Raw genomic sequence first — 21,416 nt, forward strand, 5'->3', positions numbered from 1 at the left:
ATGCGCGGTACCCGGTTACAGATACGGCCTGCGGCTCTGGCCCATAACGCCGGCCAAGCCCGGACACTGGCGGATGGCGCCCAGGTGTTCGCCATGATTAAAGCCAACGGCTACGGCCATGGTCTCACGCTGGCCGCCGATGCCGTGGCCGGCCAGGTGGACGGCCTGGGCGTGGCATTGATGGAGGAGGCCCGGGCGGTGCGTGAACACGGCGCCCGCGAGCCGATCCTGGTGGCCGAGGGCTTCTTCGATCAAGAGGAGATCGCGGAAGCGGCCCGTCTGGATGTGGAAGTGGTGGTGCACGCCGCCTGGCAGGTGGCCCTGTTAAGCAAACGGCCGGCGCCCCTGGGTGTCTGGTTGAAAATCAATACCGGCATGAACCGGTTGGGCATGGTGCCGGAGCAGGCGCGGGAACAGGCGGCGATACTGCGGGCCATTCCCGGTGTGCGTCTGCTCGGCCTGATGAGTCACTTTGCCTGCGCCGATCAGCAGGACGATCCGCTCAGTGAACGGCAGCTGGCGGAAGTGTTGGCACTGTCCGAGGAGCTGTTATTGCCGGTGACCGCCGCCAACTCCGCGGCTTTGATCCGCTACCCGGCGGCGCGCCGGCGGCGGGTCCGCCCCGGCATCATGCTGTATGGCTCATCGCCGTTTCCATGGCGCTCCGCCAGTGAATTGGGACTGCGCCCGACCCAGCGCTTCAGCGCCCGTCTGATCGCCGTGAATCCCATTGGCGCCGGACAGACAGTGGGATATGGCGCCACCTGGCGTGCCCCGGAAAGTGGCACCATCGGCGTGGTGGCGGTGGGCTACGGCGACGGCTACCCGCGCCACGCTCCCAATGGCACGCCGGTGGCGGTGAACGGCCGTCGCACAGAGCTGGTCGGCCGCGTTTCCATGGACATGATCACGGTGAGACTGGATGGCCTCGAGGCCCGAGTCGGCGACGAAGTGGAGCTGTGGGGAGACACCGTTTCCGTGGATGAGGTGGCCGCGGCCTGCGGCACCATCAGTTACGAGTTATTCTGTCAGATCACCGCCCGGCCGGAGCGGGTGGTCGGCTGACTGCGCGGGGCGCCGCCCCCGAACCCGGCGTCGAGGAGAGTCCGTGGCGAAGAAGAAAACCGCTTTTGTCTGCACCGAATGCGGCGGGGATTTCCCCAAATGGCAGGGCCAATGTCCGGCTTGTGGGCAATGGAATACCCTGCAGGAGTTCGTGGTGGACAGCGCCCCGTCCCGTGCCGGTGGCTCCGCCGGCCGCGGTGGCTTCAGCGGGCAACTGGCGGAAGTGCGCAACCTGGATGAAATCGTCCTCGAGGAAACCCCGCGCATCAGCGCCGGCATGGGCGAGCTGGATCGCGTGCTCGGCGGGGGGCTGGTGCCCGGTTCCGCCGCCCTGATCGGCGGGCATCCCGGTGCCGGCAAGTCCACCTTGTTGTTGCAGACGCTGTGCCGGCTCGCCCACGCTCATTCCTGTCTTTATGTCACCGGCGAGGAATCGCTGTCCCAGGTGGCGATGCGCGCCGATCGTCTGAAGCTGCCCAAGGACAAGCTGCGGCTGGCGGCGGAAACCGATGTGGAGCGCATCATCGAGCTGGCTCGCAAGGAACAACCGCGCCTGCTGGTGGTGGATTCCATTCAGGTGATGTATCTGGCCGGCCTGCAATCGGCGCCGGGTTCGGTGGCTCAGGTGCGCGAGTGCGCGGCGGCGCTGACCCGCTTCGCCAAGCAGACCGGCACCGTGCTGCTGCTGGTGGGCCATGTCACCAAGGACGGTACCCTGGCCGGGCCCAAAGTATTGGAGCACATGATCGACTGCTCACTCATGCTCGAGGGTTCCTCCGATTCCCGTTTTCGCACTCTGCGCGGTTTGAAGAACCGCTTCGGCGCGGTCAATGAGCTGGGCGTATTCGCCATGACCGGCGAGGGGCTCAAGGAAGTGAAGAATCCGTCGGCGATTTTCCTCAACCGCGCCGAGGAAATCGCGCCGGGTTCCCTGGTCACCGTGGTGTGGGAAGGTACCCGGCCGTTGCTGGTGGAACTGCAGGCGCTGGTGGACGCCAGTCATTTCGGCAACCCCCGGCGTGTTTGCGTGGGCCTGGAAGCCAACCGGCTGGCCATGTTGCTGGCGGTGCTGCACCGTCATGGCGGTATCCAGGTCGGCGATCAGGACGTGTTCGCCAATGTGGTCGGCGGCGTCAAAATAGGCGAGACCTCCGCTGATCTGGCTCTGGTGCTGTCCATCGTGTCCAGCTTCCGCGACCGGCCGTTGGGACGGGATCTGGTGGTGTTCGGGGAAATCGGCTTGTCCGGAGAGATCCGTCCGGTACCGCAGGGCCAGGAACGGCTATACGAGGCGGTCAAACATGGTTTTCGCCGCGCCGTGATCCCCAAATCCAATCAGCCGCGCAACCTGCCGGACGGGGTGGAACTGATCGCGGTGAGCACTCTGGCGGAAGCGTTGGAGCAGTTGTGATGAGAAACCCGGCATCACGCTCTGACATTGGGTCCGGGACAAGGGAGCCGTTATGAAAAAGCAATTCGCCGTGCTTGGGCTGGGCAGTTTTGGCGAAGCCGTGGCGCTGGAACTGATGCGTTTGGGGCATCAGGTACTGGGTGTCGATAATCGGGAGAGCCAGGCCAATCGTCTGGTCGACAAACTGACGCAGACGGTGATCGCCGACGCCACCGACGAGGACGCCCTGCGTGAATTGGACCTGCCCAGTTTCGATGCCGTGCTGGTGGCCATCGGCGAACATATCGAGGCCAGTATCCTCTGTACCATGGCGGTGAAATCCCTGGAAGCGAAGGAAGTGTGGGTCAAAGCCATTACGCCGGTCCATCACCGTATCGTTGAAAAGCTCGGTGCCGACCGCGTTCTGCATCCCGAATATGAAATGGGATTGCGTGCCGCCCAGACCATGGCCCACCCCAATATGCTGGATTACATCAGCCTGGGGGATAACTACTTCGTTATCGAGATCCGCCCCGGCGAAGTGCTGGAGGATCGCCCGCTGTCGGATCTCAAGATCGAGGAGATTGGCGTGCGTCTGCTGGCCATCAAACATGGCCAGAACGTGGATTTGCAACCGAGTCCGCATCAACGGCTGAAGCGCAACGATCATCTGGTGCTGCTCGGTGAAGAACCGGCCCTGCGCCGATTCTCCGAGAGTTTATGAGAACCTGGTTTCCCGGACTCAGGGGCCGCACCGAGGCGGTCCTGTCCCTGCGTCATCCCTGGCGTTACAGTCCACCGGCGATTCTTGCCGGCAGCTTCCTGCTGCTGATCGTGATCGGCACGGTTTTGCTATGGCTGCCGGTATCCGGCACGCCGCCGTTGACGCTCTTCCAGGCCCTGTTCACCGCCTGCTCGGCGGTTACCGTCACCGGCCTGGTGGTGGTGGACACCGGTTCTCATCTCAGCCCGTTTGGCCAGTCGGTGGTGTTGGGATTGATGCAGCTGGGCGGCCTGGGCCTGATGACTTTCGCCGCGTTGACGCTGATGGCGCTGGGTGGCCGGTTGGGACTGCGCGGCCAACGGCTGGTACGCGAGGCCACCGACCAAACCTCGCCGGCGGATATGCTGGTGCTGGTCCGGCACACCGCGTTGCTGGCGTTGGTCATGGAAGCCATTGGAGCGGGGTTGCTGAGTGTGGTCTGGATCCCGGAGCTGGGGGTGGCGCGGGGCCTGTGGTTCAGTGTTTTCCATAGTGTCTCGGCGTTCAACAACGCCGGCTTCGCTTTACTGCCGGACAGCCTGTCACGATGGGCCGCCAATCCCATGGTCAACCTGGTGATCACCGCGCTGTTTATTATCGGTGGTCTGGGTTTCACCGTGCTGCTGGATCTGTGGCGCAAACGGCAATGGCGCACGCTTTCCCTGCACAGCAAGCTGACCCTGGCCGGCACCCTGGTTCTGTGTCTCGGCGCCTGGTTTCTGGTGCTCGGTTTTGAATGGAACAATGCCCGCACCTTGGGGGAATTGCCGGAATCCGGCCGGCTCTGGGCCGCCTGGTTCACCGCGGTGACACCCCGCACCGCCGGTTTCAATACCGTGGACATGGGCGGCCTGATGGCGCCCACGGTCTTGCTGATCATGTTTCTGATGTTCATCGGCGGTGGCAGCAACTCCACCGCTTCCGGTATCAAGGTGAGCACTTTCATGGTCATGCTGCTGGCCACGAGGGCGTTCTTGCGCGGTCGTCAGCGGCCCACGGTGTTCCGGCGCGCCATTGCCGTGGAGTCGGTATTCCGGGCCCAGGCGGTGGTGATGCTGAGCCTGCTTGCGGTGGCGTTGAGCGGATTCCTGATGGTGGTGCTGGAGCCGGGGCTGGCGGTGATGGACGTGTTGTTCGAGGCGTTTTCAGCGTTCTCGACAGTGGGCTTGTCCCGGGGCATTACCGGGGACCTGTCCTGGCCGTCCCAGTGTGTGCTGATGATGCTGATGTTCATGGGCCGCATCGGACCGCTGGCTCTGGCGTTCTCGCTGGCGCGGCCGCAAATACCGAAATTGCGCTACGTCGAGGACCGCGTGCAAATTGGCTGATGGTTTGAATGGCGCTCATTGCGGTCCTTTCCTACATGTGTAGGAGCCAGCCCTGCTGGCGAATAGGGCCTTGTAGCGACCTCTAATTTCATATCTCCGACGTTTTTGAATTTACGGGACGGCGAGGGGCGCTCAGCGCCGCCGCTTCAGCCGCCGTTTGCGCCACCACAAATAAACCCCGGTAACGAACAGCAGAGCAGGCAGCCCGCCGGACACGAACACCAGCCAGCGTCCGGGCAGCCCCAGCGCCTCGCCATTGTGCAGGGGAAACTGCCAGGCCAGCACGGTATCGGCGGCGCCCAGTTTGCGTTCGTCCCACACCTCCAGAATCTCGCCGCTGTATTGATCCACCCAGACCGAACTGGCCGCGTAGCGCTGCCAGTTGGATTCGGGCAGGACATAAGCCAGCCGGTAGCTGTCCCGTTGGGAGCGTGGCAGGTAGACCCGGCTCAACCGGGCTCCGGGGAAGACCGGGGCCGCGGCGGCGACGGCCTGGTCCAGAGTCACCGGGGTGGACGCCGATGGCACCGACCGGGGATTAGGTGCCGGCGTCACGGTGGCCAGAGTGGCGACGGCGCTGGTGATCGGCGCGCGAAACACCATGAACACCCCGGACAGCGCCACCACCATCAGCACCGGAAATAAATACAGACCGAGCGCGCCGTGCAGGTCGAAATAGAAACGGAAGCGGCCCTTGCCGCGTTCGATGGCGAGAGCGCGCCGCCAGCGGCCACGTTTGGGCCAGCGCAGATACACCCCGGTAACCGCGAACAGCGCCAGCAGAATGCCGCATACGCCGACCACGTACTTGCCGGTGGTACCGGCCAGCAGGGTGTAATGCAGACGGTAGATCCAGGTCATCGGATACGCCCCCCAGGTCCGCACGGCGGCGACCTTGCCGGTGTAGGGATCCACGTTCACCTGCAAGGGCCCCGGCGCGTCCGGTGGGGTATCGAAACGGACCAGATGGTAGTCGCCGCTGGTGCCGGGCAGGTAGAGCCGGCGAGGCTCGGCGCCATCCACGGCATCGCTGGCCCGTGACAGAATGTCCTGTAGCGGCAAAGGGGTGGCGGTGGAGGCCGGCGTGGTCAGCGCCGGCGTCAGCCATTGATCCAGCTGTGGATAAAACACCAGCAGGCTGCCGGTGACGCCGATCAGGGCAAGCAACAGGCCCGAGCCCAGACCGGCGTACAGATGCAGGGTAAAGATCAGCCTGCGCATGGGGAATGACGGTCCTTAGAAATCGAGGCTGTAGCCTACCGTAATCACGCGCCCGCGTCCCTTGAAGTACTGATCCTCGCGGTTGGTGGCACTCTGCGAGTAGTAGGTGAAATAGTCTTCGTTGAACAGATTCTCGATGCCGCCGGAGAGTTGGCCCTTGGGCAGTTGATAGACCAGGGAGAGATCCACCAGGTTGTAGCCGTCGAAGTTGGTGTTGTCGTCATCGAAGTGACGGCTGAAATAATGGGAGCCCTGAATTTGAGAGCGCAGGCGACTGGTCCAGCGGGCCTGCCAGCGCAGTGTCACACGGTCCGGGGCGATATTGCGGGCATCCAGGCGGCTTTCCAAATGGCCGTCGTCGTCGCCATCGTATTTGCCGCTGGTGTGAGCGTAGCTGGCGCTGAGATGATGGTTTTCTTCCACCTGCCAGCCGACCCGGGCTTCCACGCCGTTGATCTCGGTTTTTTCCCGTTTGACCTCGAAAAAGCCACTGCCATTGTCGGCCAGCCGGGCGCCCAGGTCCGAGTCGGATTCAAAGTAGCTGGCTTCGAAGGTCACCGGGTGCTGATTGATGCGAATCCCCACTTCGCGATTGTCGGTGACGATGGGGCGCAGATCCAGAAAGTCATCCACTCGCGCGCCATCGTCGCCAATGGCACGCAGCACACGGCCGACGTCCGGCATGCCGAACCCTTCCGAGTAGTTGGCGAACAATTGCAAGCCCTCCGTGATCTGGTAGGTCAGACCGCCGTTGAGCAAGGTCTCGTCGAAGCTGGGGTCGCCACCAACGACGCGATTGCCCTGTTTGTGGTCATCACCGTAGTAGGCCAGGGTGGTGAAGTCATCCACATCCAGTTTGGCGTACTCATAGCGGACCCCGGCCTGGGCGGTCAGGCGGTTGGTAACGCGCCATTCCCCTTGCAAGAAAGGAGCGATGTTCTGGAACCGGGTCTCTGGTACCCATTCGCGATCGGTGTGGACCAGTACCTGACTGGTCTCGTCCTGCAGAACGTCCAGGCCGGTGGTGAGTTTGACCCGTCCGTTGAAGAGGCCGTCCCGGTTCAGGGTGATTTTGCCACCGACCTTGTCGGACTCGTTCTGGGATTGATCGTAGATCCTGTCTTCACCGAGGGCCTCCGGGTCGACCTGAAAAGTATCGAACGTGCCACCACCGTAGCGGGCGCGGAACCGCTGGGTGTAAAGCTGAAGCTGGAGGTCGTTCCCGGCCAGATCCAGATTGTGATAGTTGAGGCTGGTGGTGAGCACCTCGTTACGGGTGGGTTTACCCTCCGGATCGCCTTTTTCGGAGGTGGTGGGCGTCCGGTTTCTTCGAACGCCATTCTCGATGACATAGTCGTGATTCCCTTCCAGGAAGAAGCGGTTCACGGTCAATTGCAGGTTCTGGTTGTCGTCGAACCAGTAGCCCACTTTCACCATCACGTCATGGCTTTCGGAGTCCATGATATCGCCCTGGGTGTTGTCCACGCCGATGGCATCGCCGTTGGCGTCATAGAACAGCCCGCGGGACTGGTAGGTGACGCCGGCCAGGTAGTCCCATTTGCCATGCAGCCCCTCCACCCGATAGTCCGCTTTGTAGCCGAGGCCGTCGGACTCATAGTCGGTGGGCGCGCTGACGCTGACGCCGGCGTGCTGGCGCACACGGTCGCCTTCCGGGCGGCGGGTGACGAAGTTGATGATGCCGCCGGTGGCCCCCAGGCCGTGCTCGGCGCTGGCGCCGTGAATCACCTCGATGCGCTCCACCATGGACAGATCAATGGTGTAGCCGTCACGGCTGCCGTCACGCAATGGATTGGACTGGGGCACGCCGTCCACCAGAAACAATGGATTGCGGCCCCGGAAGCTCTCGCCGGCATTGCTCAGTTTCTGCCGGCTCGGCGCATAGCCGGGAATCAGGTTGCTGAGTACCTGAGCCTGGTCGCCGGTGATGGCCAGTTGATCTTCCAGTTCCTGGCGGGTGATCACGGTGACTTTCTGTGGTGTTTTACCCACTTCCCCCTGGGAGCGGCTGGCGGTGACCGTGACGGCATCCAGTTTGTGAGGATCGTTGTCGGCCATGGCCAGGGGGGGCCAGGGTCAGTGACAGCAGAGAGACAGGCACGCCGAAGCGGAGAGGGCGCATGGGCGTTCTCCTTTTTTGTTGGTGAGAGTTATGTATCGTTTGTAAGGACGGGCGCTGACACTAAGACAAATGAGAATCGTTGTCTATTGCCGAATGGTTAAAACAGCGGTACCAAAGTGCTAGGACAATGCGTGCCCAGCGGCGTCACCGGGCGCTGTTCAGGGACCAGTCATAGGACATGAAGCTCAGGTCCAGGATGCCTCTCCGCAGTGCTTCGGCGGTGTCCTCGGACAGCGCCAGGGGAGCATGGTAGCGGGCCAGCCAGCGGTGGAGCGTGCCGGCCGCGTCGGCGAAATCATCCCGGTACCATTTAAAAATGGGGGAGATCGCCAGGCGGTTTCGATCGGCGTCATAGCGGTTGCGTTGCCGGTCGGACAGGAAGCGGCGGGTGCTGTCCTCCAACTGCCGATCCAGTCGCTCGGCGGTGTAGGCTTCCGGGCGCAGCGCCGGGCAGCCCACCGAAGCGCAGTTCACGGCAAAATGAATGCGCGGATCCATGAGCTCCGGATTGCCGCGAATCAGGTCATGCTCCACTTCATCCAGGGTGCGGGGAGCACCCAGCAGCTCGAAGAAGCGCTGATCCCAGGGCCCGGAAAACAGGGAACCTATATCGCGGATGGAATCCGGGCGCGGCTTCTGATCGAGGATCAGCTTTACCGTGAAGGCGTTGTAGGCGTTGATCAGGAAAGCCAGTTGTTGATCCTGGTCGAAGCGCCTGAACTGCTGTTCGGATACGGCGCTCAGGCTGTCCAGGTAGTGCTCCAGACGTTTTTTGTCGGTGGCGAAACCGTCGTAATCCACCTGTGAAGTGACGCCACCTCGCACCCATTGCACATGGGCATTGAGCAGGGCGTCCCAGGTGGCGTGTTCGAAGGCCTGGGCGATGCCGGTGAATAGCAGCAGCAGAGTGACGATCACGGGGCGCATGGGGAAATCTCCGTTGCGGCGGTCAGCGTTGCCAGGCGTGGAAACGTTCCACCCAGCGCAGCAGACGCTCCGGTTTGTGGTTCTTTTTCCATTCCCCCGCGGCGTATTTATTGGCCTCCGACAGGGTCGGGTAGATGTGAATGGTGCCAAGAATCTTGTTCAGCCCCAGTCCGTGCTTCATCGCCAGCACATACTCGCTGATCAGTTCGGCGGCGGATTCGCCGACGATAGTGACGCCAAGAATACGGTCCTTGCCGGGCTCGGTGAGCACCTTGACGAAGCCCTGATCCACGCCATCGGCGATGGCCCGGTCCAGATCATCAATACCGTACTTGGTCACCTCGTAGGGAATACCCTGTTGCCGCGCATCGTCCTCATTCAGACCCACGCGGGCCACTTCCGGGCTGGTGAAGGTGGCCCAGGGAATCACCCGATAATCCACCTTGAAGGATTTCAGCCGCCCGAACAGGGCATTCACCGCCGCGTACCAGGCCTGATGAGCGGCGGTGTGGGTGAACTGATAAGGGCCGGCCACATCACCGCAGGCATAGATGTTGGGGAAGCGGGTCTGCAGGCGTTCATTCACCTCTATGGTGCCGTTGGCCCGGGTGGTGATGCCCAGGGCCGACAAGCCCAGCCCCTCGGTATGGGCGCGCCGGCCCACCGCCACCAGCACCGCGTCGAAGGGCAGCACGGACTCCTGGTCCCGGTGTTCCACATGCAACTGGCTGGTGCCGTTCTCCACACTGAAACGCAGGGCCTTATGCTCCGTGAGTACGCGCACACCGCTGTCTTCCAGCGCCGCGGTGACGAACGCGGCGGCGTCTTCATCCTCCCGGGGCATCAGGCGTGATTGCATTTCCACCTGGGTGACCTGGCTGCCAAGGCGGGAAAACGCCTGAGCCAGTTCGCAGCCGATGGGCCCGCCGCCGAGCACCAGAAGACGCTCAGGCAAAGCCTTCAATTGCCACAGCGTGTCGGAGGTCAGCGCCCGCACCTGGTCGATGCCGGGGATCGGCGGCACCAAGGGGGACGCGCCGGTGGCCAGGATCACCGACCGGGTGGTGAGCCGGATGGTGCCTTCGTTACCCTCCGTCGAATTATCCACTTCCACCTCCCAGGGGGAGATCAGGCGGGCATGGCCGTGCAGGCACTCCACGCCCAGCCCGGTATAGCGCTCCACGGAATCGTGAGGTTCGACTTTGCTGATCACCCGCTGTACCCGGGCCATGATATCGCTGAAGTCGAATTCGTTGGCAATGGAACGGAAACCGTAGTGGTGTGCCTGCTTTTCCAGATGGGCGATGCGGGCGCTCTTGAGCAGGGCCTTGGAGGGCACGCAACCGGTGTTGAGGCAGTCGCCCCCCATGCGCTGTTGCTCCACCAGGGTCACCTTCGCCTTCACCGTGGCGCCGATGTAGGCGCTGACCAGGCCGGCGGAACCGCCGCCGATCACCACCAGGTTACGGTCGAAATGGCGGGGCTTCTGATACCCGTGATAAATCCGCCGTGTCTGCCAAAGGCGGACAGGCAGCCGCGCCAGCCAGGGAAACAGGCCCAGCAGCGCAAAAGCGCCAATCAACCCCGGTGAGAGGATCCCGGAGAGGCTCTCCAGTTGTCCGAGTTGGGTGCCGGCGTTCACGTATACCGCCGTGCCGGCCAGCATGCCCAGCTGGCTGACCCAGTAGAAGGTGCCGGTGCGGATTGGTGTGAGCCCCATCAACAGGTTGATGACGAAGAACGGAAACACCGGGATCAGACGCAACGTGAACAGATAAAAGGCGCCGTCTTTTTCCACGCCGGCGTTGATCTTTTTCAACCGCTCCCCGAAGCGCTGTTGCACCGCGTCCTGGAACAGGAACCGGGAAGCCAGAAACGCCAGAGTAGCCCCCAGACTGGAGGCGAACGACACCAGCAGCAACGCCCACCAGAACCCGAACAGGGCGCCGGCCGCGAGAGTCAGGATGGCGGCGCCGGGCAAGCTGAGGGCGGTGACCAGCACATACAGCACGAAGAAACCGCCGAGTACCCGCAGGGGGTGTTCTCCCGCCAGCTCCTGAAAGGCCGCCTGTTGGGACTTCAGGTAGTCCAGACTCAGATACTGGCCGAGATCGAACAGGAAAAACGCCGCCACCAGCGCGGCAATCAGGAGCAGGAGAAAACCTTTCTTCGCTGTCATCGTCACCTCGTCGGTGTCCTCAACAGCAGCTTCCGCCGCTGGAGGAACTCTGCGTGTCTTCGAACGGCAAGCTCGTGCCACAGCCCTGAAAAATGCCGTAGTGGGTACTGAAATCGCCGATGTAGTCGAAGTGGGAATGGAATCGGCTTTCCGACAGCATACGCCAGGTGTTGCCGCATACCGGGAAGACCTTGCCGGTGGGCAGGTAGTGGTGTCCGTCCAGCATGAAGCCGTGGGGGTGTTCTTCCACCGTGCCCTTGTAGATCACTGCCTGGCCATAATCCTCACAGGCGGGTTCCAGACCGTCGAGATTGAACAAACGGTAGGTGGCTGAGTAAAAGCGAATGTCGCCGAGCCTGGCTTCGATGGCCGGGTTGTCGATGGTCAGCCGTCGGGACTCCACCAGCCGGGGATCGGCAAAACCACACTGCTTGCTCAGAGTGAGAAAATCATTCCAGTAGAGGGCACCCGACAGGCATTCACCATAGAGCACCGGGTCTTGGGTGAGCGACTGCGGCACTCGCCGGTCCGCGTACACATCCGAGAAATAAAACTCGCCGCCGGGTTTCAGCAGATGTTTGACGTCCGAGATCACCTTCGCCTTGTCGGTACTGAGGTTGATCACGCAGTTGGAGACCACCACGTCGAAACTGCCCGGCTGCAGATCCAGTCGATCCAGTTCCTCGATGTAGCCCTCAAAAAAGGCAACGTTACTGTGGCCGTGGCCAAATTGATCACGGTGAAAATCCTGGTGGCGACGGGCCACCTCCAACTGCTCCCCGGTCATGTCCACACCCACCACCGAGCCCTGCTCGCCCACCAGGGCGGAGAGCAGATACACATCACGGCCGGAGCCGCAGCCCAGATCCAGGATCCTGGCGCCGCGCAAAGCCGCCGGTGCCACCAGGCCGCAGCCGTAGTAACGGCTGATCACTTCGTCATGGAGGCGTGCCAGCAGCGGCTTGAGGTAGTCCGGAGGCGTCTGGTCGCAGCAGGCGTTGGTTTGCAGGTCGCCACTGCCGGAAAGGCGCTTGCCGTAATAGTCCTGAACGTCGTCTCTCATCGCTGTCTTCCTTCTTTGGTTCCGTGAATTGGATGCCCGGCGGCGGTTGTTGTTACGGACCGCCGGGCAATTTTAGTCTGTCGGATGAAGACGACCGTTACGGTTTCGTCCGGGCGAGGATGTTGCGCACCTGGGCAGGGGGGCGGCGAAGCCCTGTAAAGAAGGCTTAACCCGTTGTTTCCCCGTCTGCGGTATACAGAAAATCACAGTGGAGCGGATCGACCAAGCCTTTCATGCCGGTAAAGTCCACCGGTGGCCCCCTGACTGATGCCGGACATCGCCGCGCTTTCCGGTGACCAGCTGACCCGATAGGGATCGAAACCCCGCAGAGACGGCTTAATCACCTGAAAATACGGCGAAATGTCGAAGTCTCTTGGCGCGAACAGACTGTAGTGTCGAATATGCAGGATTTCCCGGCAGTAGCCCCGTTGGGCCGGATCGCACTGATTTTCCCATTCAACCTCGGGCAGGATCGGATAGCGCACCGACTGAAACGCCTGCGCGATCAGCGTGGAGCAGATGGCGCGGGTGGGATCGCCACTGCCCAGCGCCAGCATGCGGCGGCGCCAGCGGCTGGGGGCGGGCGGTGTCTGGATCAGGTAGCGGGCCAGATCGATGATATTGCGCAGATCATAGCGGTATCCCACCCGCTCACGGGCGTAGCTCACCGCCCGCGCCAGGTCTTCGGCGGTGAGCCCCACGCTTCGGCAGATCCGGGTGTGAAAGCCGCGATAGTGATCAAGCGGAACCTCGCGTACACCCTGTTCCAAATCCGCTTCGATCAGCCGGCAATGCTGCGGTGAGGGGCCGGTGTCGACCACCAGAGCGGCATGGGACCAGGTGGACTGGGTCAGATATTTTACCGCCGAGCTGAAACGGCTGGTGCCTTCCACCAACAGTACGTCGCCCACTTGCACCGTGTCCGCCAGCCGCTGCAGCCCGGTGGCGGGGGCCAGCGACAGATGCGGCCGGGGACGAGCCAGATAACGCACCAGACAGCGGCCTAACCACCAGCGCACACCCATGATTCACCTCTTATTAGCGTTTACTGGAACCATAACGCAATCGAATGAGGAACAGGAGATGAGACGTGGGCAAGGGCCGGACTTGGTATATCGTGGCGGATGATGGGTAGAATGGGCGCAAGCCTGCCCTGGGGGTCAACAATAATCCGTTTCATGTCCAATACCGTTCGCGAGCACATTCATCGTATTTGGGATCGACTGGCCGATTTTCCCGAGCCGCTACTGGGAACGGATGGGTTGCGTTACCTGCTGGAATCCATCAGCGAGCTGATTGATGCCGATCATGGCTATTGGCTCAGCTGTTTCCTGCTCGGCCATCTGGATGCCGATAAGGACCCGATGCTGGGCTGGCGGCCTGGCCCCATGTTTTTCTACAAGGAAATGCCCGACGACAAGTCGGTGGTGAAGAACAACATGGAAAAGTTCGAAGCGGGGGAATACCCGGTGGATGAAAGCACGCGTAATCATGTGCGCCAGGCCGGGTGTTTTCGCGCCACGCTGATGCGGGACCACGTTTCGGCGGAGTTCTTCAACGGACCGCACTATCGGCATTATTATCAACGCCGCAACATCACCGACACCCTCTTCGTGGCGGCGCCGGTCAATACCGACACCGAGGTCTATTTCTGCTTCAATCGGGTCGGCAGTGAGCAACCGTTTGGCAAAGCCGAACTGGATGTGGCCGCGGAGACGTTGCGCAGCCTGGGGTGGTTTCACAAAAAGGTGCTGCTCGGCCATGGCCTGTTGATTGCCCGGCAGCCACTTACGCCCACCGAAAAGAAGGTGATGCATCATCTGTTGACTGGCTTGGCGGAAAAGCAGATCGCGGAGAAGCTGGACCAGAAGGCCGACACCACCCATAAGCATGTCGGCAGTATCTACCGTAAATTCAATGTCAGGAGCCGCGCCGCCCTAACGGCTCTCTGGCTGGGCCAGCGGAACTGAGTCTTTCTGTCCTGTTGCCGTCAGAAAGCGGGCGACCCAGTAATCCAGGCTCAGGAAGCGGCCCGCGCCATGAAAAAACAAGACCATCAACATGAGCAGGTAAGTGGCGGCGAACTCGATGCCGTTATTGAGCACCACGAAAGAGCCTTTCTCCGTTAACCAGTCGTAGTGCCCATGTTCTTGCAACAGGCGGCGGGCTTGCCCCAGCCGCTCGCCGACCCCGGCGCTGTTTTCAAGGCTTGCCTCGGCGGCGGGGATGCCCAGCGCCGCCAGTGGCCGCGCCATGCTGGTTTCCGCATTGGAAGGGGCAATGGCGAACCAGCCATTGGGCCAGTGCACGGCGAAGATGGCGACCAGCATGGTGGCCATCAAGGGCACGCTGACAAGGCGGGTGGCGAGGCCCAGAAGGAGAAGAACACCGCCGATCAATTCGGCGGCGGTGGCCATGAACGCCAGCAGCCAGGGAAAAGGAAGGCCCAGGCCCCAATCCGGGTTGCCGAACCAGGCGACGGTGGCGTCGAAAGCGCTCAGCTTGTTGAGACCGGCGCTGAAAAATACCGGCGCCAGGTACAGCCGCAGCGCCAGCGGCGCCAGAAAGTCCAGGGAACGGGCGCGATCCAGCAGCGCCTGAACGCGAGAGCCTGCGAGAGCGGGGAGGGACATACCGGCATCCTGTTTTGGGGAAGATGGGATATGGATGCGGTGGCGATGTGAATGTTACAGGTGGCGCCGGTCAGGAAGGCGGGGGTGGCAACCGGGCCAAGATGGCGTCCACCTCGCCATCGTCCAATGGCGCCACCGGAGTCTGTTGGCGCAGATGTTCGGTGAGGGCGTCCAATTGCCGTACATAGCGGCGGCAATGGCGGCAGATCATAAGATGGGTGCGCAGAGCCAGGCGTTCGCCAAAGCTCAGCGGCGTGCCATCGATCAGAGCGTCGGCGCGTTGTACCACCTCTTTGCATTTCAGCATTCGCCGGTCTCCTGGAAATGGTCCACCAATTGAAACAGCCGCGTGCGGGCGCGATGCAGCAGTACCCTGACATTGGATGGGCTGATATCGAGAATGTTACAGATGGCGCCGAAATCCAGGCCCTGGATATCGCGCAACTCCAATACCAGCCGCTGATTGTCCGGCATGGCATCAATATGCTTTTCCATGCAGTGCTTCAGCTCGTCCCGGGTCAGTAGCGCGTCCGGGCCGTGCAACGTCCAGGTGAGCGGCGGCGTTTGCCAGTGACCGTCGCCACGAAAGCGATGGGCCAGGGCATCGCCGGTGTCCTCGGTGGGATCGAACTGGATCTCGCGGCCCTGACGGCGCAGTTGCATGCGTGCCTGGTTGATGACGATGCGAGTGAGCCAGGTGAGCACGGTGCTGCGGCCTTCGAAGCGGGCCAGGGCGCCATGGGCGGCGATCCAGCTTTCCTGTACCGCTTCCTCGGCGTCCGCCGGTTGCAGCAGGCGGCGGGCGGTACCGAGAAGCCGGGGGTGGTAGTGCTTTACCAGCAAGGCGAAAGCGGCGCGGTCGCCATCACGCAGGCGCTCGACAAAGTCGGGGGTTTCCAGTTGCGATTCGCTCATTGGCGGCGGTTTCCGCTTGCTAAGGGCGCCCGGCGCGGCGGTCGCCCTTATGGTCACACCTCGATACGTTTGTACTTCATGCGCTTGGGTTGCAGGGCATCGTCGCCCAGCTGCTTGCGCTTGAACTCTTCGTATTCGGTGTAGGAGCCCTCGAACCACTCCACCTGGGCATCGCCTTCGAAGGAGAGGATGTGGGTAGCCACCCGGTCCAGGAACCAGCGGTCGTGGGAGATCACGATGGCGCAACCAGGGAACGCCAGCAGCGCTTCCTCAAGGGCCCGCAGGGTTTCCACGTCCAGGTCGTTGGTCGGTTCGTCCAACAGCAGCACGTTGGCGCCCTGCTTGAGCAACTTGGCCAGGTGCAGACGGTTGCGTTCGCCGCCGGACAGGTCCTTCACCCGTTTCTGCTGATCGGCGCCCTTGAAGTTGAAGCGGCCCAGGTAGGCGCGGCTGGGCACTTCATAGTTGCCGATCCTGAGAATATCCAGACCGTCGGAGACTTCTTCCCACACGGTCTTGTTGCCGTCCAGGTCCTCGCGGCTCTGATCCACGTAGGCCAGATCCACGGTGTCACCGATCTCGATCTCGCCGCTGTCCGGTGTCTCCTGTCCGGCGAACATGCGGAACAGCGTGGTTTTACCTGCGCCGTTGGGGCCGATAATGCCGACGATGGCGCCGCGTGGCACCGAGAAGTTCAGATTCTCGTAGAGCAGCTTGTCATCGAAGTGTTTGCTGACGTCCTTCACTTCGAACACCTTTTCGCCAAGGCGCTCGCCCGGTGGGATGTACAGCTCCTGGGTTTCATTGCGCTTCTGGAATTCCTGGCTGGCCAGTTCCTCGAAGGCGGACACCCGGGCCTTGTTCTTGGCGCGGCGGCCTTTGGGATTCTGCCGCACCCACTCCAGTTCTTTTTCCACCGTCTTGCGGTGCGCGGATTCGCTCTTGGCTTCCTGTTCCAGGCGCTGCTCCTTTTGCTCCAGCCAGGAGGAATAGTTGCCTTTCCAGGGGATGCCTTCGCCGCGGTCCAGTTCCAGGATCCATTCGCAGGAGTTGTCCAGGAAGTAGCGATCGTGGGTCACCGCCACCACGGTGCCGGGGAATTCGTGCAGGAAGCGCTCCAGCCAGGCCACCGATTCGGCATCCAGGTGGTTGGTGGGCTCGTCCAGCAACAGCATATCCGGGGCGCTCATCAGCAGCCGGCACAGGGCCACCCGGCGCTTCTCGCCCCCGGACAGGTTTTTCACCGAGGCGTCCCAGGGCGGCAAGCGCAAGGCGTCGGCGGCGATGTCCAGTTTGCGCTCCAGATTGTGGGCGTCGGCGGTTTCGATGATCGCTTCCAGCCGTGCCTGCTCCTCGGCCAGCTTGTCGAAGTCGGCGTTTTCTTCCGCGTAGGCGGCATACACCTCTTCCAGCCGCGTTTGGGCGTTGCGGATCTCGGACAGTGACTCTTCAACGATCTCTCGTACGTTCTTTTCCGGATCCAGCTCCGGCTCCTGGGGAAGATAGCCGATATTGATGCCGGCCATCGGGCGGGCTTCGCCGATGAAGTCCTTGTCCACCCCGGCCATGATTTTCAGCAGGGTGGATTTCCCCGCGCCGTTGAGACCGAGCACGCCGATCTTGGCGCCGGGGAAGAATGACAGGGAGATGTCCTTCAGGATCTGCTTCTTCGGGGGGACCACCTTGCCCACCCGGTCCAGGGTGAAGATGTATTGAGACATAGAAAATGGCTTGCCTGACAGTGCGTTAAGGCCCCGCTAGGCGGGGGCCGGGGTGTGGCGCCTAAACTAACCGAAGGCGGGGGAGGATGAAAGCCCGGTGCGTGTCCGGACCCTCAAGAACCGGTGGGCTCCGCCGATAACACGGCCACGAAACCCGATTCCACTTTTCGAAGCGGGTGTGTTGGACCTTTCAGGAGCAGGCCGTGCTGGCAAAACTCAACCGGATCAATGTGAAGTATGGGGTCGCCTTTATTGGGGTGGCATTGGCGTTGTGGATCGTGGTGGGAGTGAACGTGTTGCTAGTGAACTCGGTGAAGCAGCGGATGCTGGAGTTCGGCGACCGGTTCACGCCGGCCATCACCGAGGTGGTCAACGCCGACCGCGACCTGTATCAGGCCCGGCTGGCGGAAATGGCTTTTCTGCGTGGCATTCCCGGTACGCCGGAAGCGCAGGCCAATCAGGCTTTCTATGAGGAGAACGCGGTCCAGGCCCAGGAGCGCATCGCGCGCATGGCGGAGCTGATGGACGGCTACATGGATACCGGCGACAAGGCCGACGAGTACCGGCAGCTCTATGAAACCTGGCGGCGTGAATCGGCCAAGGTGTTCCAGCTTTATAATGACGAGTTGGTGGGGGAGGCCATGGAGCAGTTGGATGGGCCGTCCCAGGCCAGCTTCGACGCCCTGCGCGCCTTCTATGATCAGGCCGGCGACAATGTCGCCGCGCGCATCCAGGCGTTGCAGGAAGAAACCTTGGAGAAGGTGCGTCTCCAGCAGTTGGCGATCAGCGTCTTCGCCGTGATCATCGGCGTGCTGGCGATCGCCATTGCCCTGATCGGTCCGCACCTGATGTCCCGGGCGATCCGCCAGATCACCCGGCGTATCCGTGAGATCAGCGAAGGGGACGGCGATCTGACCGCCCGCATCCACAGCCGCCGCAGTGATGAGATCGGTGAACTGGCGGATCAGTTCAACGCCTTCATCGGGCGCATCGACGGTACCCTGTCGAAAGTCCGCGACAGCGCCTTGAGCGTGAAGACCGCCGCCGAGGAAATCGCCCGTGGCAGCCAGGAACTGTCCGCCCGGACCGAGCAAACGGCGGCCAACCTGCAGGAAACCTCCGCGTCCATGGAGCAGATCACTCACACCGTTCACAACACCTCGGACGCCACCGGCAAGGCAACGCAATTGGTCGGTGGTACCGTCGAGGTGGCCCGCCGTGGCCAGAACGCGATGCGTGAAGTCGAGCAGACCATGGCACGCATCAATGATTCCTCCACCCGCATCGCCGATATCGTCACCCTGATCGACGGCATCGCCTTCCAGACCAACATTCTGGCGCTGAATGCCTCGGTGGAAGCGGCCCGTGCCGGTGAGCACGGCAAGGGCTTCGCCGTGGTGGCCCAGGAGGTGCGGACTCTGGCCAGCCGCTCCGGCGAGGCCTCCAAGGAAATCCGCGACCTGATCGACACCTCGGTGAACTGGACCCGCTCCGGTGCCGCCCAGGTGGAAGGGGCGGGCCGCACCATGGAAGAGATTCTCGCCGCCATCGAAAAGGTCAACGGTGTGATCGCCGAGATCAGTACCGGCGCTCAGGAACAGAGCCTGGGCATCGGCCAGGTCAACACGGCGGTGGCGGAACTGGACACCATGACCCAGCACAACGCCTCCATGGTCGAGGAAACCAACGCCGCCGCAGGCGAGATGCGCGACCAGGCGGAGTCCCTGAGCGCGGTGATCGGTGCTTTCCGGCTCAGTGAGGGGCGCGTGTGACGCCCCACTTGAGGAGGGGCGTCACGGAACGATACAAATGTAAGGTTGATACTGATAATCGTTCTCTAATAAGGTCGCCGCCCTGAACGATGTGCTGGGGTAGCGACGATGAAGAAGGGGCTTACTGCTGTTGGTTTGGCGGCGGCCGTTCTGGCGAGTAGCCAGGTGGCGGTGGCCGAGGAACCTCATGAGCTGGAGGCGGTGCGCGTTGGTGGTGACTGGCTGGGCGCCAATGACCGGCGATCACTGATGCGGTATCCGGGTGGTCGTACCCGCGTGTCCGAACAGCAACTGCAGGACAACGGGGCTTTGAATCTGGAGGACGCCCTGCGCGAGGTGCCCGGTGTTCAGGTGCTGGATGAAACCGGCACCGGCATCCTGCCGAACATCGGCGTGCGCGGGCTCAACCCGTTGCGCAGCCAGCGTCTGCAAGTGTTAATGGACGGTTATCCTATAGCCATTGGCCCCTACACCAACATCGGCCTGTCGTTGTTTCCGGTGACCCTGGAAATGCTCGAGCAGGCTGATCTGGTGCGCGGTGGCGCGGCGGTGCATTACGGCCCGAACAACGTGGGCGGTGTCCTTAATCTGCATAGCCGTGAGATTCCCTTGGAGACGCGGCAGTTCCTCCGCCAGAAAATCACCATATCGGAGCAAACCGGTAACTTGTTGAGCGACAGCTACTATCGGGTGGGCGGCTACCTGTCCGACCGGCTGGCGATGCAATTGCAGCTCAATGCGCTGCGCGGCGACGGCTTCCGCGATCACAGCGATACAAAGGTGGATAACCTGGTCTGGGACGGCCAGTTCTTCGCCACCGATGCGGTCACCCTGAAAAGCCAACTGCAGTACTATCAGGTGGAAGCGGATCTGCCCGGTGCGCTGACAGCCGATGCATACCGGCACGACCATACCGATAGCCAGCGCCCCTATGACCGCTTTGACGCCGACATGGTGCGCGGTACCTTCACCTATCTCTATCAGCCCGACAGCCGGCTGCAGGTGGAATGGCGCAATTTCGCCCATCGCGCCAACCGTACCTTCTGGTTCGGCCAAGACCTATCCGGCGCTGGCCATTGGGCCGATCCGGGGGCCGACAGCACTCATGTGGCGGATTCTCCGCGCAGCTTCACCGTGGCCGGTACCGAGCCACGACTGACCTATCATTTCGACGACCACAGCCTCACGGTGGGCGCCCGTTACGTCAGCGAGAAAGTGGACTTCGACGTCAATCGCGAGGAATTGAGCTCCGCCAACCACAGCGCGGTACGGGACTGGCGTTTCCACACGGACGCGGTGGCCGCCTATGTCAGCGATACGTTCTACCTGATGGACCGCCGTTTGCTGGTGACCCCCGGCGTGCGTTTCGAGAAGGTCAACACCCGCTTCGCCGACAACCTCAATGATGGCAGCAGCGACAACCAGGCGGAAAAATGGCTGCCCGGCCTGACTCTGAGTTATCAACTGAACCGTCATTGGCAATGGTTCGCCAATACCCAACGCAGCCTGGTGCCGGTGCAGGTGGCCCAGGTGATCCGCGAGGGCGACGTGGGCAACGAGGTGGGCTGGAACTACGAGACTGGCGTGCGCTTCAATACACCGGCGTTGTACAGCGCGGTCACGCTGTTCCGCATCGACTATGACGACCAGATCCAGTTCAACAATCAGCAGGTTCAGTTCGAGAACCTGGGGGCCACCCGCCACCAGGGAGTGGAACTGGAAAGCCGTTGGCAGCTGGCGCGGGATTGGGACGTGCGCGGCAGTTACACCTGGCTGGACAGCGAGCAGCGCAATGGCGACTTCGCCGGTAATGACGTGCCCAACGCGCCGCGCCATCAACTCAGTGCCGGCCTGCATTACCAGCATAAGCTCTGGAACGCGGCGCTAACGGCCACCCATACCAGCAGCAGCTACAGCGACGCCGCCAACACCCATAAGGAAACCGCCAACGGTGCCGCCGGCAAGCTGCCGGCCTACACGCTGGTCAACACCCGGGTGGCCCGCCAGCTGCCGCTGGGGCAGGGCCGCGCCGCGGAGATCGGCCTGGCGGTCAACAATCTGACCGATGAGGCCTACTACTTCCGTGGTGTGGATGTCAGCCCGGTGGGGCGTCTGCCCGGCCCGGGACGGGCTTATATGGTGGATATGCGTCTGTCGTTCTAGCGGCCGATAGAAGGGGCGAGCACTCATGGCCGCCCTTCAAGTCCCCATGAGCGCCATTCAAGTGCCAAAGGGCGGGGTTTTGGTTAGAATACGCGCCCCTGAATCCCCAACCAGACCGTACCGTAGAGGGTAGCCC

The 21,416-nt window shown here is 62.3% G+C and carries 17 protein-coding genes; 7 read left to right on the plus strand and 10 right to left on the minus strand.

Annotated elements, in window-relative coordinates; genetic code table 11:
• From alr to RYH70_RS03905, 4 genes are read left to right on the plus strand one after another with little or no spacing between them, the layout of a single operon-like run.
• Complete coding sequence (alr, locus tag RYH70_RS03890; protein ID WP_022993837.1) at positions 1–1,065, plus strand: alanine racemase; 1,065 nt, start codon at positions 1–3, stop codon at positions 1,063–1,065.
• A 43-nt stretch (positions 1,066–1,108) separates the two neighbouring features.
• Entirely contained in the window at positions 1,109–2,476 is a 1,368-nt protein-coding gene (gene radA, locus RYH70_RS03895; RefSeq protein ID WP_317009798.1) for a DNA repair protein RadA, read from the plus strand.
• A gap of 52 nt (positions 2,477–2,528) precedes the next feature.
• Complete coding sequence (locus RYH70_RS03900) at positions 2,529–3,179, plus strand: potassium channel family protein (protein ID WP_022993835.1); 651 nt, start codon at positions 2,529–2,531, stop codon at positions 3,177–3,179.
• A complete protein-coding gene (locus RYH70_RS03905; RefSeq protein ID WP_022993834.1) occupies positions 3,176–4,546 on the plus strand; it encodes a TrkH family potassium uptake protein in 1,371 nt (456 codons plus the stop codon). The genes RYH70_RS03900 and RYH70_RS03905 overlap by 4 nt, the downstream gene beginning before the upstream one ends.
• A 132-nt stretch (positions 4,547–4,678) precedes the next feature.
• On the opposite strand, the gene RYH70_RS03910 is transcribed toward RYH70_RS03905, so the two are convergent.
• From RYH70_RS03910 to RYH70_RS03935, 6 genes are all read right to left on the minus strand, one after another.
• The gene (locus RYH70_RS03910; RefSeq protein WP_284455942.1) at positions 4,679–5,767 is read right to left on the minus strand and encodes a PepSY-associated TM helix domain-containing protein; all 1,089 of its coding nucleotides are present in this window, start codon (positions 5,765–5,767) and stop codon (positions 4,679–4,681) included.
• Positions 5,768–5,782: 15 nt separating this feature from the next.
• Entirely contained in the window at positions 5,783–7,843 is a 2,061-nt protein-coding gene (locus RYH70_RS03915) for a TonB-dependent receptor (protein ID WP_317009799.1), read from the minus strand.
• Between the two features lie 208 nt (positions 7,844–8,051).
• Entirely contained in the window at positions 8,052–8,834 is a 783-nt protein-coding gene (locus tag RYH70_RS03920; protein ID WP_080530460.1) for a DUF547 domain-containing protein, read from the minus strand.
• 22 nt (positions 8,835–8,856) lie between these two features.
• Positions 8,857–11,013 (minus strand): FAD-dependent oxidoreductase, encoded by a 2,157-nt coding sequence (locus RYH70_RS03925; protein WP_080530461.1) that lies wholly within the window; start codon positions 11,011–11,013, stop codon positions 8,857–8,859.
• Between the two features lie 19 nt (positions 11,014–11,032).
• The gene (locus RYH70_RS03930; protein ID WP_116027634.1) at positions 11,033–12,076 is read right to left on the minus strand and encodes a methyltransferase domain-containing protein; all 1,044 of its coding nucleotides are present in this window, start codon (positions 12,074–12,076) and stop codon (positions 11,033–11,035) included.
• Between the two features lie 203 nt (positions 12,077–12,279).
• Complete coding sequence (locus RYH70_RS03935; RefSeq protein WP_022993828.1) at positions 12,280–13,101, minus strand: YiiX/YebB-like N1pC/P60 family cysteine hydrolase; 822 nt, start codon at positions 13,099–13,101, stop codon at positions 12,280–12,282.
• A 153-nt stretch (positions 13,102–13,254) separates the two neighbouring features.
• Here RYH70_RS03935 and RYH70_RS03940 point away from each other — a divergent pair, with 153 nt between their 5' ends.
• Complete coding sequence (locus tag RYH70_RS03940) at positions 13,255–14,046, plus strand: helix-turn-helix transcriptional regulator (protein ID WP_022993827.1); 792 nt, start codon at positions 13,255–13,257, stop codon at positions 14,044–14,046.
• Here RYH70_RS03940 and RYH70_RS03945 read toward each other — a convergent pair.
• The 4 genes from RYH70_RS03945 to ettA all read right to left on the minus strand — a co-directional run bounded on the left by RYH70_RS03945 (position 14,014) and on the right by ettA (position 17,345).
• On the minus strand, positions 14,014–14,709 hold the full coding sequence (locus RYH70_RS03945; RefSeq protein ID WP_080530463.1) for an HvfX family Cu-binding RiPP maturation protein: 696 nt from the start codon (positions 14,707–14,709) through the stop codon (positions 14,014–14,016). The two genes, RYH70_RS03940 and RYH70_RS03945, sit on opposite strands and share 33 nt — an antisense overlap.
• Positions 14,710–14,779: 70 nt before the next feature.
• On the minus strand, positions 14,780–15,016 hold the full coding sequence (locus RYH70_RS03950) for an anti-sigma factor family protein (protein WP_026949447.1): 237 nt from the start codon (positions 15,014–15,016) through the stop codon (positions 14,780–14,782).
• Entirely contained in the window at positions 15,010–15,624 is a 615-nt protein-coding gene (locus tag RYH70_RS03955) for an RNA polymerase sigma factor (RefSeq protein WP_026949448.1), read from the minus strand. The genes RYH70_RS03950 and RYH70_RS03955 overlap by 7 nt, the downstream gene beginning before the upstream one ends.
• Before the next feature lie 53 nt (positions 15,625–15,677).
• Entirely contained in the window at positions 15,678–17,345 is a 1,668-nt protein-coding gene (gene ettA, locus RYH70_RS03960; protein ID WP_022993823.1) for an energy-dependent translational throttle protein EttA, read from the minus strand.
• Positions 17,346–17,548: 203 nt separating this feature from the next.
• On the opposite strand from ettA, the gene RYH70_RS03965 reads away from it, so the two are divergent.
• On the plus strand, positions 17,549–19,117 hold the full coding sequence (locus RYH70_RS03965) for a methyl-accepting chemotaxis protein (RefSeq protein ID WP_035451205.1): 1,569 nt from the start codon (positions 17,549–17,551) through the stop codon (positions 19,115–19,117).
• Between the two features lie 108 nt (positions 19,118–19,225).
• Positions 19,226–21,280: a TonB-dependent receptor family protein gene (locus RYH70_RS03970; protein WP_317009800.1), complete on the plus strand. Its 2,055-nt coding sequence runs from the start codon at positions 19,226–19,228 to the stop codon at positions 21,278–21,280.
• The last annotated feature ends 136 nt before the right edge of the window (positions 21,281–21,416 follow it).

The sequence above is a fragment of the Alloalcanivorax xenomutans genome, from assembly GCF_032810065.1.
Lineage (GTDB): Bacteria > Pseudomonadota > Gammaproteobacteria > Pseudomonadales > Alcanivoracaceae > Alloalcanivorax > Alloalcanivorax xenomutans.

What these genes read in the sequence shown, in the direction of transcription:
- RYH70_RS03935 (WP_022993828.1), bottom strand. Translation starts at nt 13,101, where the DNA reads ATGGGTGTGCGCTGGTGGTTAGGCCGCTGTCTGGTGCGTTATCTGGCT.
- RYH70_RS03910 (WP_284455942.1), bottom strand. Translation starts at nt 5,767, where the DNA reads ATGCGCAGGCTGATCTTTACCCTGCATCTGTACGCCGGTCTGGGCTCG.
- RYH70_RS03915 (WP_317009799.1), bottom strand. Translation starts at nt 7,843, where the DNA reads ATGGCCGACAACGATCCTCACAAACTGGATGCCGTCACGGTCACCGCC.
- RYH70_RS03945 (WP_080530463.1), bottom strand. Translation starts at nt 14,709, where the DNA reads ATGTCCCTCCCCGCTCTCGCAGGCTCTCGCGTTCAGGCGCTGCTGGAT.
- RYH70_RS03955 (WP_026949448.1), bottom strand. Translation starts at nt 15,624, where the DNA reads ATGAGCGAATCGCAACTGGAAACCCCCGACTTTGTCGAGCGCCTGCGT.
- RYH70_RS03950 (WP_026949447.1), bottom strand. Translation starts at nt 15,016, where the DNA reads ATGCTGAAATGCAAAGAGGTGGTACAACGCGCCGACGCTCTGATCGAT.
- RYH70_RS03930 (WP_116027634.1), bottom strand. Translation starts at nt 12,076, where the DNA reads ATGAGAGACGACGTTCAGGACTATTACGGCAAGCGCCTTTCCGGCAGT.
- alr (WP_022993837.1), top strand. Translation starts at nt 1, where the DNA reads ATGCGCGGTACCCGGTTACAGATACGGCCTGCGGCTCTGGCCCATAAC.
- RYH70_RS03940 (WP_022993827.1), top strand. Translation starts at nt 13,255, where the DNA reads ATGTCCAATACCGTTCGCGAGCACATTCATCGTATTTGGGATCGACTG.
- ettA (WP_022993823.1), bottom strand. Translation starts at nt 17,345, where the DNA reads ATGTCTCAATACATCTTCACCCTGGACCGGGTGGGCAAGGTGGTCCCC.
- RYH70_RS03920 (WP_080530460.1), bottom strand. Translation starts at nt 8,834, where the DNA reads ATGCGCCCCGTGATCGTCACTCTGCTGCTGCTATTCACCGGCATCGCC.
- RYH70_RS03900 (WP_022993835.1), top strand. Translation starts at nt 2,529, where the DNA reads ATGAAAAAGCAATTCGCCGTGCTTGGGCTGGGCAGTTTTGGCGAAGCC.
- RYH70_RS03970 (WP_317009800.1), top strand. Translation starts at nt 19,226, where the DNA reads ATGAAGAAGGGGCTTACTGCTGTTGGTTTGGCGGCGGCCGTTCTGGCG.
- RYH70_RS03905 (WP_022993834.1), top strand. Translation starts at nt 3,176, where the DNA reads ATGAGAACCTGGTTTCCCGGACTCAGGGGCCGCACCGAGGCGGTCCTG.
- RYH70_RS03925 (WP_080530461.1), bottom strand. Translation starts at nt 11,013, where the DNA reads ATGACAGCGAAGAAAGGTTTTCTCCTGCTCCTGATTGCCGCGCTGGTG.